Annotated in this window: 14 protein-coding genes; 3 read left to right on the plus strand and 11 right to left on the minus strand. The window is 60.8% G+C overall.

Going from position 1 to position 13,442, the window contains the following annotated elements:
• Nucleotides 1–117: 117 nt before the first annotated feature.
• Both GNG26_RS07880 and wrbA read right to left on the minus strand, forming a co-directional pair.
• Nucleotides 118–345 (minus strand): YccJ family protein, encoded by a 228-nt coding sequence (locus tag GNG26_RS07880; protein ID WP_103179015.1) that lies wholly within the window; start codon nt 343–345, stop codon nt 118–120.
• Nucleotides 346–365: 20 nt separating this feature from the next.
• The gene (gene wrbA, locus GNG26_RS07885; RefSeq protein ID WP_103823653.1) at nt 366–962 is read right to left on the minus strand and encodes an NAD(P)H:quinone oxidoreductase; all 597 of its coding nucleotides are present in this window, start codon (nt 960–962) and stop codon (nt 366–368) included.
• Nucleotides 963–1,356: 394 nt separating this feature from the next.
• Between wrbA and GNG26_RS07890 the strand changes: the two genes are divergently transcribed.
• A complete protein-coding gene (locus tag GNG26_RS07890) occupies nt 1,357–1,533 on the plus strand; it encodes a general stress protein (protein ID WP_032617468.1) in 177 nt (58 codons plus the stop codon).
• Between the two features lie 140 nt (nt 1,534–1,673).
• Nucleotides 1,674–2,591 carry a DMT family transporter gene (locus tag GNG26_RS07895; RefSeq protein WP_114315382.1) on the plus strand — a complete coding sequence of 306 codons (918 nt, stop codon included), beginning with the start codon at nt 1,674–1,676 and terminating at the stop codon, nt 2,589–2,591.
• On the opposite strand, the gene rutG is transcribed toward GNG26_RS07895, so the two are convergent.
• The 7 genes from rutG to rutA are packed head-to-tail and all read right to left on the minus strand — an operon-like array spanning nt 2,582 to nt 8,017.
• Nucleotides 2,582–3,907 (minus strand): pyrimidine utilization transport protein G, encoded by a 1,326-nt coding sequence (gene rutG / locus GNG26_RS07900; RefSeq protein ID WP_156238359.1) that lies wholly within the window; start codon nt 3,905–3,907, stop codon nt 2,582–2,584. The two genes, GNG26_RS07895 and rutG, sit on opposite strands and share 10 nt — an antisense overlap.
• A 20-nt stretch (nt 3,908–3,927) precedes the next feature.
• Nucleotides 3,928–4,419, minus strand: a complete 492-nt coding sequence (gene rutF, locus GNG26_RS07905) for an NADH-dependent FMN reductase RutF (protein ID WP_103823656.1) — start codon at nt 4,417–4,419, stop codon at nt 3,928–3,930.
• A gap of 9 nt (nt 4,420–4,428) precedes the next feature.
• Nucleotides 4,429–5,019, minus strand: a complete 591-nt coding sequence (locus GNG26_RS07910; protein ID WP_103823657.1) for a malonic semialdehyde reductase — start codon at nt 5,017–5,019, stop codon at nt 4,429–4,431.
• A complete protein-coding gene (rutD, locus tag GNG26_RS07915) occupies nt 5,016–5,828 on the minus strand; it encodes a pyrimidine utilization protein D (protein ID WP_156238360.1) in 813 nt (270 codons plus the stop codon). Before rutD ends, GNG26_RS07910 begins: the two co-directional genes overlap by 4 nt.
• A 7-nt stretch (nt 5,829–5,835) precedes the next feature.
• Nucleotides 5,836–6,222, minus strand: coding sequence for a pyrimidine utilization protein C (gene rutC, locus GNG26_RS07920; RefSeq protein WP_103823659.1), 387 nt, complete (start codon nt 6,220–6,222; stop codon nt 5,836–5,838).
• An 11-nt stretch (nt 6,223–6,233) separates the two neighbouring features.
• Nucleotides 6,234–6,926: a pyrimidine utilization protein B gene (rutB, locus tag GNG26_RS07925; protein WP_156238361.1), complete on the minus strand. Its 693-nt coding sequence runs from the start codon at nt 6,924–6,926 to the stop codon at nt 6,234–6,236.
• Nucleotides 6,926–8,017: a pyrimidine utilization protein A gene (rutA, locus tag GNG26_RS07930; RefSeq protein WP_156238362.1), complete on the minus strand. Its 1,092-nt coding sequence runs from the start codon at nt 8,015–8,017 to the stop codon at nt 6,926–6,928. The genes rutB and rutA overlap by 1 nt, the downstream gene beginning before the upstream one ends.
• 290 nt (nt 8,018–8,307) lie before the next feature.
• Between rutA and rutR the strand changes: the two genes are divergently transcribed.
• On the plus strand, nt 8,308–8,946 hold the full coding sequence (gene rutR, locus GNG26_RS07935) for an HTH-type transcriptional regulator RutR (RefSeq protein WP_114315378.1): 639 nt from the start codon (nt 8,308–8,310) through the stop codon (nt 8,944–8,946).
• Here rutR and GNG26_RS07940 read toward each other — a convergent pair.
• Together GNG26_RS07940 and putA are read right to left on the minus strand one after the other, a co-directional pair.
• Entirely contained in the window at nt 8,943–9,338 is a 396-nt protein-coding gene (locus tag GNG26_RS07940; protein WP_114387461.1) for a lysozyme inhibitor LprI family protein, read from the minus strand. The genes rutR and GNG26_RS07940 overlap by 4 nt on opposite strands.
• 112 nt (nt 9,339–9,450) lie before the next feature.
• On the minus strand, nt 9,451–13,413 hold the full coding sequence (gene putA, locus GNG26_RS07945; RefSeq protein ID WP_156238363.1) for a trifunctional transcriptional regulator/proline dehydrogenase/L-glutamate gamma-semialdehyde dehydrogenase: 3,963 nt from the start codon (nt 13,411–13,413) through the stop codon (nt 9,451–9,453).
• Nucleotides 13,414–13,442 lie beyond the last annotated feature (29 nt).

Consider the following 13,442-nt stretch of genomic DNA (forward strand, 5'->3'; position numbering starts at 1 on the left):
GGGGCTGAAATGTCGGGTGGCACTTCGCTTACCCGACCTACAAAATCCAACTCTGGTTGCGAATCCCGTAGGCCTGATAAGCGTAGCGCCATCAGGCGTTTTTTGTCCGCACGAATATCAGACGTTTTTGCGCTCGATGGTCTGCTCGCCCCAGAACAGCGAGTCTTTGTCGGTTTTTTGGAAGGCTAACATCAGAACTTCATCATTACCTTCTTCCCAGATTTTCTCTGCCAGTTTTTCGTCATATTTTGCGACTTCAAAAATCGCCTCAGCGATCTCCGGTGACGTATTACGTAAACGCGCAAATTCCCCGACGCGATGTGCTTTAGCTTCTTGAGTTGGCATAGTAATCCTCCTGTTGAGAGTTAACCTTTCAGTTTAGCAGCCAGGCCGGCGACATATTCACCCTGATAGCGGGCAATGTTCAGTTCTGCTTCCGAAGGCTGACGTGAACCGTCGCCCCCGGCAATCGTTGTTGCGCCATACGGCGTACCGCCACGGAGCTGGGAAAGATCAAACAGTTCCGGGGTGCCGTAGCCGATGGGCACAATCACCATCCCGTGGTGCGCAAGGGTGGTCCAGGTTGAGGTGATGGTCTGCTCCTGTCCGCCACCGGTGCCGGTGGAGCTGAACACGCTGGCGACTTTGCCGAGTAACGCATTTTTAGCCCACAATCCTCCGGTCTGGTCGAGGAAGGTGCGCATCTGGCCGGCCATATTGCCGAAGCGCGTTGGGGTACCAAAGATGATTGCGTCATAATCGCCCAGTTCCTGCGGGGAGGCCACCGGCGCGTCCTGCGCTTTACCGCCCGCTTTGGCAAAAGCTTCTGCCTGCATGGTTTCCGGTACGCGTTTGATCACCACCTCAACCCCCTCGATTTTCCTGGCGCCTTCCGCAACTGCATGAGCCATGGTTTCGATGTGTCCGTACATGGAATAGTAGAGCACCAGAATTTTCGTCATTTCGCTTCACTCCTCGCATGATTTTTACGGTCAGCGGCATGCTGCCCTCTTTTAAAGATATGACGTGACAGCGAGACTGCAAATCTGGACGCCATTTATTTGATTTTAAACAATAAAGAATGACAGACTTTCGTCGTAGCAAAATGAAACATTTTCACTAGGGCAAATTTTCGGAATGATAAGAAAGGCTTATGGTTCCGTTTCGGCAGGCTTCATACAAAAGGCTGATATCGTATTGCAGGATATTACGATTCGCTGGCCGAATGCGCCTGCTCCACTAAGCTTAAGTTCACGCGGCGCAGTTAAAGACTCTTTTTTAGCGTCGTCAGGTGGAAGAATTCGCTTTCACTGAATGCAGAATTAAATCTTATGTTTTTAACTCTGGAGGTCCGACATGGCAAACCATCGTGGTGGGTCAGGTAATTTTGCAGAAGACCGTGAAAGAGCATCAGAAGCAGGACGTAAAGGTGGCCAGCAAAGTGGGGGTAACTTTAAAAACGACCCTCAACGTGCATCCGAAGCTGGCAAAAAAGGGGGCAAAAATAGCCATGGCGGCAACAAGAGCAGTTAAGTTGCGGCCATCTGAAGTAGAGGTCTTTTGACCTCTGGCACCCCCGCCGCCGGGATCCCCGGCGGTTTTTTTATGCCTGTTATTGAAGTGTTATCAAATTCCTTCCACACTAGCGGATTGACTCTTTGTGCTGGTGCCCCATGTCTCTCTCCCGTTATGCCTTTTCGATCAAACCGCAGGAAGCGATCCTGATCCTTATCACCATGTTCTGGGGTGGGACCTTTCTTGCCGTACAGTACGCCGTCACGCAGAGCGGCCCTTTTTTCTTTGTCGGCCTGCGTTTTGCCACGGCTGCGCTGGCGGTGGCGCTCATTTCGCTCAAAACCCTGCGCGGCCTGACCCTGACCGAACTGAAAGCGGGGCTGGCGATCGGGGTGGCGATCGCGATGGGCTACAGCCTGCAAACCTGGGGATTACAGACTATTCCCAGCAGTAAATCGGCGTTTATTACCGCCATGTATGTCCCCCTGGTGCCGCTGCTACAGTGGCTCTGCCTGCGCCGCATGCCGGGAATGATGTCCTGCATCGGCATTGTGCTGGCCTTTATCGGGCTGATCCTGCTGGCAGGGCCGGAAGATAACCTGCTGGCGCTCGGGCCTGGAGAGATGATCACCCTGGTGGGCGCGGTGGCGATTGCCGCCGAGATCATCCTCATCAGCGCCTGGGCCGGAAAGGTGGACGTCAAGCGTGTCACCGTCGTGCAGCTGGCGACCGCCTCGCTGGTGGCGTTTCTGACCATGATCCCAGCCGGGGAGTCGGTTCCGCCGATGTCGGCAGGGCTGTGGATGGTGGCCCTTGGGCTGGGGATTTTCAGCGCCATTATTCAGGTGACCATGAACTGGGCCCAGCGCAGCGTCTCGCCAACCCGGGCGACCGTTATCTATACCGGCGAACCGGTCTGGGCGGGGATCTTTGGCCGTCTGGCGGGGGAGCGCCTGCCGCTGCTCGCCCTGCTGGGGGGCGCCTTTATCATCGCGGGCGTGCTGGTGAGTGAGCTGAAGCTGAAAAGGAAAAAGAAGGCGCTGCCGGACGACAGCGCCACGCTGGATCAGTCCTGAGTCGCCACTGTGCCCTGCGTCACCCCCGCCATCCGGCGGCTGAGCAGGGCGTTAAGGGCAATCGCGCCAAAGGTGGCCGTGCCGATCCCGCCCAGGGTGAAGCCGCCGAGCGAAAGGGCAAAATCCCCCGCGCCCAGCACCAGCGTTACGGCGACCATAATCAGGTTGCCGTTCTGACTGAGATCAACATGGTTCTGCACCCAGATCCGCGCCCCGGCTACCGCAATCAGGCCAAACACCACAATCGACGCACCGCCAATCACCGGCCCTGGGATGGTGTGGATCAAGGCACCGAATTTAGGTGAAAAGCCGAGCAGCACGGCAATCACCGCTGCCGCCACGAACACCAGCGTCGAGTAGACCTGGGTTACCGCCATCACCCCGATGTTCTCGGCATAGGTGGTGACGCCGCTGCCGCCCACCGAACCCGACAGCATGGTTGCCAGCCCGTCTCCCACAAATGCCCGCCCCATATAGGGGTCCATATTGCGTCCGGTCATGCCGGCCACCGCTTTCAAATGGCCGAGGTTTTCCGCCACCAGGATCACCGCCACCGGGGCAATTAGCATGATCGCCTGGCCGTTAAAGGTGGGCGAGGTGAACTGCGGAAGGCCAAACCACGCCGCCTGTTGCACGAGAGCAAAATCGACCGGTTTACCGAACCCAAACACGCTGGTCAGCAGACCGTAGATCAGGCAGGCAAAGATCAGCCCCACCAGGATCAGCAGCCGCTGGATCATCCCCCGGGTAAACACCGCCACCAGGCCGATACAGAGCACCGTCATCACCGCCATCCAGCTGTCAAAGGCGGAGCCGGAAACCCCTTTGACGGCGATAGGCGCCAGGTTGAGGCCAATCGCCATCACCACTGCCCCGGTGACCACCGGCGGCATCAGCCGTTCGATCCAGCGGGTGCCCAGCTTCATCACCACCAGACCCACCGCGGTGTAGAGTGCCCCGCAGGCGATGATCCCGCCCAGCGCCACGCTCAGCTGCGGGTTTACCCCCTGGCCGGAAAAGCCGGTGGCGGCAATCACCACCCCGACAAAGGCAGCGCTGGAGCCGAGATAGCTCGGCACCCGTCCGCCGGTGATGAAAAAGAAGAGCAGGGTGCCAATGCCCGACATCAGAATCGACAGGTTAGGATCCAGCCCCATCAGAATGGGCATCAGCACCGTGGCGCCAAACATCGCCACCGCATGCTGCACCCCCATCACCGCGGTTTGCGCCAGCGGGAGACGTTCATCCGGCGCGACCACGCCGCTATCAGAGGAGGTCGATTTCAACTGCCAGTGAGGAAAACCGAATAGTGCCATCAGCTGCTCCTTAAGGAGGATTAACAGGCGGGTCGCATCAGCGCGTGGTAGCCGCGGTCAAACCACACCAGGCCCTGGGGCACCGGGTGGCGGGTTATTGCAACAATCTCGCAAAACAGAATGTCGTGGGTGCCGACGCTCACCACCTGGCTAATGCGGCAGTCGAACGAAGCCAGCGCCTCGTCGAGACGTGGACAGCCGGTGGCACCCGTCTGCCAGCCTGCTGCGGCAAAGCGATCGGCCATCGGGGTTTTGCCGCCAAACAGATTCGAGAGCGACTCCTGCCCGGCGCTCAGGGTGTTGACGCACAGGGTGCGGTTGTCGTTAAACACCGGCCACACCGAGGCGCTACGATTCAGGCACACCAGCAGGGTTGGCGGTGAGTCGGTCACGCTGCATACCGCGCTGGCGGTAAAGCCCGCCTGGCCGGCCGGGCCGTCGGTGGTGATGATATTGACCGCCGCGCCCAGACAGGCCATGGCATCACGAAACGTTTGTTTATCGATATTCATGGTGGCTCCTTATGCCAGCCCACAGGCGTCTTCAAAACTCAGACGGGGCAGTCGCCCGTAGAGTTTGCTGGTATCGCCGTAGCCGATGTTGATCAGCAGATTGCTTTTGAGGTTGCTGCCGGTGAAGAAGGCCGCATCCACCTTTTCGCGGTCAAAGCCGGACATCGGCCCGGTATCCAGCCCCAGCGCCCGGCAGGCAACGATCAGATAGGCCGCCTGCATCGTGCTGTTGCGAAAGGCGGTCTCCTCGGCAAGCTGCGGGCTGGCGGTAAACCAGCTCCGGGCATCGCCGTGGGGGAACAGCTCCGGCAGCCGGTCGTAAAACTGGCTGTCCCAGGCAACGATAACCGTCACCGGGGCGGTGAGGGTCTTTTGCAGGTTGCCGCTGGAGAGGGCCGGGCGCAGCTTCTCTTTGCCTTCCGGGGTACGGATAAAGACCATCCGCGCCGGAGAGCAGTTGGCGGAGGTGGGCCCCCACTTCATCAGGTCATAGATTTCGCGCAGCGTCTCGTCGCTGACCGGACGATCCAGCCAGCCGTTATGGGTTCGCGCTTCGGTAAACAGCGCATGTTGCGCCGTCGGGGTGATGGCTTCACTCATGGCAACTCCTTCAGTAAACGTGCGTGGCGGTGCAGCAGGCTGGCGAGTCCGTTTTGCAGCAGGGCGTTAAACGCCTCCGGCTCGGTCACGTTGCAGGCGTGTCCGCCCCGGGGCATCACGGTAAGCAGGCTGCCGGGCAGGGCGGCATGCAGCTCTGCTGAACAGACCGAGGGCACCAGCAGATCGTCGGCGGCGCAAAGTATCTGCACCGGGCAGTGAATGCGCGCCGTCTGGCGGCTGAAATCGGCCCGCTTCAGGGCATTGAGCCTGCGCAGGAGCGTGGTTTTGCCCTGAAAGTGGGCCAGGGCCAGCGCCTCTTCAGCCTCCATGCGCGGCTGGCGGGCCGCCATCCAGTCGGCGGGATAAAGAAAGAGTGGCTGGGCTTCCACCCACGCCTGCGCCCCTCCGGCATGTAGCAGCCGCTCGCGGATCTGGAAACAGCGGCGGGTATGGGGATGCAGCGTCAGCCAGCCGTTAACGCACACCAGGGCACCGATCGCCTGCGGGTGATCCACTGCCAGCTGCAGGCCGATAAGCGCCCCCAGGGCATGGCCCACCACGCTGAACCGCGCGATCCCTGCGAGAGAGAGCGCCTGCCACAGCTCGTCGGCCATCGCTGCCAGGGTGTAATCTTCCGGCAGCTCGCCGGGGTTATTGCCGGTGCCGCGCTGGTCGTAGCAGACCACCTGATACCCTTGCTCCAGGTCGGCGAGCTGAGGCAGCCAGTAGCTGCCGCAGCCCCCCAGTCCGGCGATCAGCACCACAACCGGCGCGTCCGCAAAGGGCGGCGGTGAAATGGAAAGATTCATGACAACCTCAGCGGCCAATGTGGGCGATGGTGGCAATCTCCACCAGCGCCTCGGGTTTCACCAGCCCGCACTGAATACAGAAGCGCGCCGGTTTATCGCCGGGGAAAAATTCGGCGTAGATCTCGTTAATCGCGGCGTAGTTTTTCCAGTCGGTAATAAAGATGCTGTTGAAGGTCACATCCGCCATGGTCCCACCCGCCGTTTCGATAACGCGCTGGATGGTCTGCAGCACGTGGCGGGTTTGCGCCTTTGGGTCATCGGGAAACACCACGTTGTTATCCGCGTCGAACGGCAGGGTGCCCGAGACGTAAACCACCCCGTCCGCCAGGGTGCCGGGGACGAAAGGGGCAATCGGCGTGCTGGTCCCCTGGGGGATAATCACAGATTTCGGCATAGGGTAGCTCCTCAGGCGATACGGGTGTAAGCGGCAGGGGAAAGGGCGTCACAGAAGGTGGCGACGTCAGTAACCCAGCCAAAAAAGGTTTCGATGTTGAACAGCGCGGCCTGCTGGGCAAATGCCGGCCCCGCCTGGTGGGTGGCGTCTTCCAGCACCACGCCGAAATATTCGAGGAAAAAGCCGTCGCGCAGGGTCGACTCTACGCAGACGTTGGTGGCGATACCGGTAAAGATCAGATGGCGGATGCCGCGGCTGCGCAAAATGCTGTCCAGCGGGGTGTTGAAAAAGCCGCTGTAGCGCGGTTTCGGCAGCACGATGTCCCCCGGCTCCGGCACCAGCTCATTCACCAGCTGGTAATCCCAGCCGCCTTTCGCCAGCAGCTTGCCGTGCAGCTCCGGGCGCTGGCGCATGGTTTTCAGCGCGTTCGATTTGTGGAAGTTGGGCGAGCCAGGACCGCCAGCCTCCACATACTCTTCATCCCAGCCATTCTGGAACCAGATAATCAGCATCCCGGCCTTGCGGGCGGCGGCCACCGCGGTGCGGATATTCTCGATCACCGGCCGGGTGGCGGAGACGTCAAACCCGGCGAGGTCGAGATAGCCGCCAGGGCTGGCGTAGGCGTTCTGCATATCCACCACGATCAGCGCGCTCTGCTGGGCGTCAAAGGTGATGGCTTCCGGGCGTGCGGGCAGGGTGGTCATCACGCCACCTCCTTCGTCATAACCGGAATATGGGCGCGGCACTGCATCAGCGGCTGGATGCGCTCGCCAAACGTTTCAATCCCGGCAATAAAATCATCAAAGGTCAGAAGCACCCCTTCAGCGCCCGGCACGCTGGCAACCTCATCGAGCATGCGCGCCACGCTGGCATAGGAGCCCACCAGGGTGCCCATGTTGATATTCACCGCCGAGGTCGGGTCGGCCATCTGCCGCACGTTGGTGTCGGCCCCGGAGCGGGTGTCCTTTTGGCTCTGTTCGCTGAGCCAACTCAGGGCTTCGTTGTCGGCCCCGGCTTTGTAGTGCTCCCACTTCGCCCGCGCCGCCTCGTCGGTCTCGTCGGCAATGACCATAAACAGCACGTAGGAGCCGACATCGCGCCCGGTTTTTTCGGCAGCCTGTTTCATGCGCGCAGCGGTAGGGGCAAAGGCCGTTGGGGTGTTGACCCCTTTACCGAAGCAGAAGTTGAAGTCGGCGTATTTCGCCGAGAAGTCCATCCCGGCATCGCTCTGCCCGGCGCAGATCACCTTCATCGGCACCGACGGCTGGGGGCTGACGCGGCAGTCGTTCATGGTAAAGAACTCACCTTTGAAATCGCTCTTGCCGGTGCCCCACAGATCCCGCAGGACCTGCACATACTCGGTGAGGTAGTCATAGCGCTTCGAAAAATAGTCATCCCCCGGCCAGAGCCCCATCTGCTCGTACTCCGGTTTTTGCCAGCCGGTTACAAGGTTGACGCCAAAACGTCCGCCGGAGATGGTATCGATGGTCGAGGCCATCCGCGCCACGATTGCCGGGGGTAGGGTGAGGGTGGCGGCGGTAGCGTAGATCTGGATCCGCGAGGTGACCGCCGCCAGCCCGGCCATCAGGGTGAAGGACTCCAGGTTGTGATCCCAGAATTCGGTTTTCCCGCCGAAGCCGCGCAGCTTAATCATCGACAGGGCAAAATCGAAGTGATAGTGCTCTGCCTTCTGCACGATGGCTTTGTTCAGCTCAAAGGTCGGCATGTACTGCGGCGCGTGGGTAGAGATCAACCAGCCGTTATTGCCAATGGGAACGAATACGCCAATTTTCATCACGAACCTCTCTTCATCTCAGCATGGGGTGAAAGTCAGACGTGGCGCTGCATCCTGCATCTCCTGTTCAGCCGCGTAGTCTCGGTTTTGCAAAGGGGATGCCAGTTTTGAAATCTGTAATGTTATTAGGGTGTTAAGAAATGGTTGATGAATTGCGGATGATAAAAGTGGACTGTCTGGTCAAAATAGTTGCACACAAAGCAGGCAGTCGTGCGCGGTGGCGGTGCAGATTGTCGTGGTAAGGCAGGGGTTTTTGCTATGCTGGGAGCAGATCAACACGGAGTGAGCAAATGGCACAAGGCGCAGTGAAGACAGGCGGTAAACGTTCGCAGGCGGTGAGCGCGAAAAAACAGGCGATCCTCTCGGCGGCGCTGGAGACCTTCTCACAGTTTGGCATTCACGGCACCCGGCTGGAGCAGGTGGCCGAGCTGGCGGGGGTGTCAAAAACCAATCTGCTCTACTACTTCCCCTCCAAAGAGGCGCTGTACGTCTCCGTTCTGCAGCAGATCCTCGATATCTGGCTGGCCCCGCTGAAGGCGTTTCGCGAGGAGCTGACCCCGCTGGTGGCGATCCAGCAGTATATCCGCCTGAAGCTGGAGGTCTCCCGGGACTATCCCCAGGCGTCGCGATTGTTCTGTCTGGAGATGCTGCAGGGGGCACCGCTGCTGAAAACGGTGCTGAGCGGGGATATGAAATCGCTGGTGGATGAGAAGTCAGCGATCATAGCCGGGTGGGTCGCTACCGGCAAACTGGCGCCGGTCGATCCGCACCATCTGATCTTTATGATCTGGGCGGCGACCCAACACTACGCCGACTTTTCCGCCCAGGTGGAAGCGGTGACGGGCAAGACGCTCAAGGATGACGACTTTTTCCACAGCACGGTGGAGAACGTTGAGCGGATGATTATCGAAGGGATCCGGGTGCGTTAATTCCCCGGAGGTAGCGGGCAGCTTAAATCGCCCTCTTCGCACTGCATCAGCGTAGCCAGATAGGCTTCCCGTTCGTTGGTTTTATCCGCCAGGCACTGGTTCACAATCATCGGCTGAATGGAGCCGCCTTGAGTGCCGGAGCCGATAAAGGCGCAGTCGGCATCGCGCAGGGCGATCCACGCCTGTTGCGCCTTTTTCAGCAGCTCACGCTGGGGGGCGTCGGCGCGCTTGATGGCTGACTGATACGTCTGGTTCAGGGTTTTATCCGCGGCCTGATACTGCTGCGCGGTGCAGCTGTTCATCTCCGCCTGGGTGCTGGCGTTGGCGCACTCATCCGCCAGCGCGCTGGTGCTCAGTAGTAACGCGGCACCGGCGATAAAAGCTCGTTTCATCTTTCCCTCCCTATAAAAAAGCCGGATGCGCTGCGCTTATCCGGCCTACAAAAACAGAATGTCACCTCTGTAGCCCCGGTAAGCGTAGCGCCACCGGGGAGAGATTGCACGCTTAACCGATGGTCATCAGGCTGGCGTTACCCCCTGCTGCGGCGGTGTTCACGCTGAGCGAACGCTCCACGTACAGACGCTCCAGCTGCAGGTTGGTTTCACCCCGGGCGAAGCCCTGCACGGAGACAATCGCCCCGCTGCGGGCCGCAACCTGCTCGCACAGCTCGCGCAGCTGGTCGGAGTCACCGTGATAGATCACCGCGTCAAACGACTGGCTGGTCAGCACATCGGCTTTGGCGAAACGAATCCGTTCCGTCACCGCCTTCGGCAGCTGCTTCGCCAGGTCACGGTGCAGGCTATCTTCCGGCCACAGCACTTCACACCCGGTCGCCATCGCTGCCGCCAGCTGGATCAGCGCATCCTGCTCGTTATCCGCCACGCACAGCACACGCTCGCGCGGCATCAGCGTCCAGGTGTTGCGCTCGCCCGTTGGCCCTGGCAGTACGCGCTGGGTACCGGCCTGGGCCAGCTCGCCATACTCCTGACACAGCTCGCGCAGTTCAGGGCGTTTTTCTGCCCACGCTTTTAATGCTTCCAGCGGCTGGGTCAGCACCGTTTTCACCTGGGTGTCTACCGCGTACTGCGCATCCTGACGCGCCAGGGTGACGCCCAGCGCATTGGCCGGACGGTTAGCCAGCAGGCGATAGAGGTACATTGGACCACCGGCTTTCGGACCAGTGCCCGACAGCCCTTCGCCGCCGAACGGCTGCACGCCGACCACGGCGCCGACCATGTTGCGGTTCACGTAGAGGTTGCCGACGTTGGCGCTGCCGGTCACCTGGGCGATGGTTTCGTCGATACGAGTATGCACCCCCAGGGTCAGACCGTAGCCGGAGGCGTTGATCTGCGCGATCAGCTGGTCGAGGTTGTTACGGTTGTAGCGCACCACGTGCAGCACCGGGCCAAATACCTCTTTCTTCAGCTCATCGAAGCTCGCCAGCTCAATCAGGGTTGGCGCCACAAAGGTGCCGCTGGTCCATTCGCGGGCATCTTCGCTGTTCTCACGCACCGCCTGATAGACCGGACGGCCTTTGGCACGCATCGCCTGGATGTGGTTTTCGATGTTGGCTTTCGCTTCGGCGTCGATCACCGGGCCAATGTCGGTGGTCAGACGGCCAGGGTTGCCCATCCGGCACTCCGCCATCGCGCCACGCAGCATTTTCAGGGTGTGATCGGCCACTTCGTCCTGCACGCAGAGCACGCGCAGGGCGGAGCAGCGCTGTCCGGCGCTGTCGAAGGCGGAGGCTACCACGTCCACCACCACCTGCTCGGTGAGGGCAGAGGAGTCGACGATCATCGCGTTCATACCGCCGGTTTCGGCGATCAGCGGCGTCGGACGACCCTGGGCATCCAGACGGGTGGCGATGTTGCGCTGCAACAGGGAGGCCACTTCGGTGGAGCCGGTGAACATTACGCCGCGCACGCGGTTGTCGGCGGTGAGTTTGGCACCCACGGTCTCGCCGCGGCCTGGCAGCAGCTGCACGACGCCCGCCGGGACACCCGCTTCCAGCAGGATATTGATCCCCTGAGCGGCAATCAGCGGGGTCTGTTCCGCCGGTTTGGCCAGCACGCTGTTACCCGCGGCAAGGGCGGCGGCAATCTGGCCAGTGAAGATCGCCAGCGGGAAGTTCCACGGGCTGATACAGACCACCGGGCCCAGCGGGCGGTGGGTTTCGTTGTCGAAATCGTCACGCACCTGACCGGCATAGTAGTGCAGGAAGTCAACGGCCTCGCGCACTTCGGCGATAGCGTTGCTGAAGGTTTTACCCGCTTCACGCACCAGAATGCCAATCAGCTGCTGCATCTGATCTTCCATCAGCACCGCAGCGCGCTCCAGAATGGCTGCACGCTCCTGCGGCGGGGTGGCGAACCAGATCGGTGCGTTGTTCACCGCGCTGTCGAGGGCCAGATCCACTTCCTCTTCGGTCGCTTCGCGGACAAAGCCGACAATGTCTTTCGGTTCGGCCGGGTTGATCACCGGCTGCATTTCGCCATTGCTGACCGGCTGCTCAAGGATCGGTTTCGCCTGCCATTTTTGCAGGGCGCTGTTGAGCAGTGACGAGGAGAGCGATGCCAGACGGTGTTCGTTCGCCAGGTCGAGGCCCGCGGAGTTGATGCGGCCATTGCCGTACAGCTCGCGCGGCAGGGCAATCTTCGGATGCGGCAGACCCACCTGACCCTCCTGGGCGGCCAGCTTTTCCACCGCCTGTACCGGGTCCGCCACCAGCTCATCCAGCGGCAGGGTGGCATCGGCGATGCGGTTAACGAAGGAGGTGTTGGCCCCGTTCTCCAGCAGACGACGCACCAGGTACGCCAGCAGGGTTTCGTGAGTACCGACCGGTGCGTAGATACGGCACGGACGGTTCAGTTTACCCTCGGACACTTTACCGGTGACCTGCTCGTACAGCGGTTCACCCATGCCGTGCAGGCACTGGAACTCGTACTGGCCTGGATAGTAGTTCTGACCGGCCAGCTGATAGATGGCCGCCAGGGTGTGGGCGTTGTGGGTGGCGAACTGCGGATAGATCAGGTTCGGCACGCCGAGCAGCTTTTTGGCGCAGGCGAGGTAGGAGACGTCGGTGTAGACCTTGCGGGTATAGACCGGATAACCCTCCAGACCCTCCATCTGCGCGCGTTTGATCTCGCTGTCCCAGTAGGCGCCCTTCACCAGACGGATCATCAGGCGGCGACGGCTGCGGGTGGCGAGATCAATCAGGTAATCAATGACGAACGGGCAGCGTTTCTGGTAGGCCTGAATGACAAAGCCAATCCCGTTCCAGCCCGCCAGCTCCGGCTCGAAGCAGAGTTTTTCCAGTAGATCGAGGGAGATCTCCAGGCGGTCGGCCTCTTCGGCGTCGATGTTGATCCCGATGTCATACTGGCGCGCCAGCAGGGTCAGGGACTTCAGGCGCGGATAGAGCTCTTCCATCACCCGGTCGTACTGGGCGCGGCTGTAGCGCGGGTGCAGGGCGGAGAGCTTGATGGAGATCCCCGGGCCTTCATAAATGCCGCGACCGTTGGAGGCTTTACCGATGGCGTGGATCGCCTGCTGGTAAGAGACCAGATAGGCCTGCGCGTCGGCGGCGGTCAGCGCCGCTTCGCCCAGCATGTCATAGGAGTAGCGGAAGCCTTTATCTTCCAGCTTGCGGGCGTTCGCCAGCGCTTCGGCGATGGTTTCGCCGGTGACGAACTGCTCGCCCATCAGGCGCATCGCCATGTCCACGCCTTTACGGATCAGCGGCTCGCCGCTCTTGCCGATAATGCGGTTCAGGGAGCGGGAGAGGCTCGCTTCGTTGTGGGTGGAGACCAGACGGCCAGTGAACAGCAGGCCCCAGGTGGCGGCGTTAACGAACAGCGACGGGCTGCGGCCAATGTGCGAATGCCAGTTACCGTTGCTGATCTTGTCGCGGATCAGCGCGTCGCGGGTCGCTTTGTCCGGGATACGCAGCAGCGCTTCCGCCAGACACATTAACGCTACGCCCTCCTGAGAGGAGAGGGAGAACTCCTGCAGCAGGCTCTGCACCATGCCAGCCCGGCCGGAGGCCGTTTTCTGGTTACGCAGTTTTTCGGCAAGCTGATAGGCCAGGCTGTGCGCCTGGGAGGCGACTGGCTCCGGCAGACGTGCCTGTTCCAGCAGCATCGGCACGGCATCGGTCTCTGCGCGACGGTAGGCGGCGGTAATGGCCGCGCGGCTCACCGACTGGGGCAGGATCTGCTCGGCAAACTCAAGGAACGGCTGGTGGACCTCTTCGACGGCCTCGGCCTGTTCGTCGCTCTCGTTGGCGGCACCGGCCAGCAGGGCAGGCAGCTCTGGTAGATCGTCATTGCTCTCCAGTTTTTCCAGATAATTAAAGATCGCCTGCTTGATTAACCAGTGTGGCGTGCGGTCAATTCGGGTCGCAGCCGATTTAATCCGTTCGCGGGTCGCATCATCCAGCTTAACCCCCATGGTGGTCATGCCCATGCCAAAAACTCCTGTGATTCAGTAGCGCT

The organism is Leclercia sp. J807 (assembly GCF_009734465.1).
Classification (GTDB): Bacteria; Pseudomonadota; Gammaproteobacteria; order Enterobacterales; family Enterobacteriaceae; genus Enterobacter.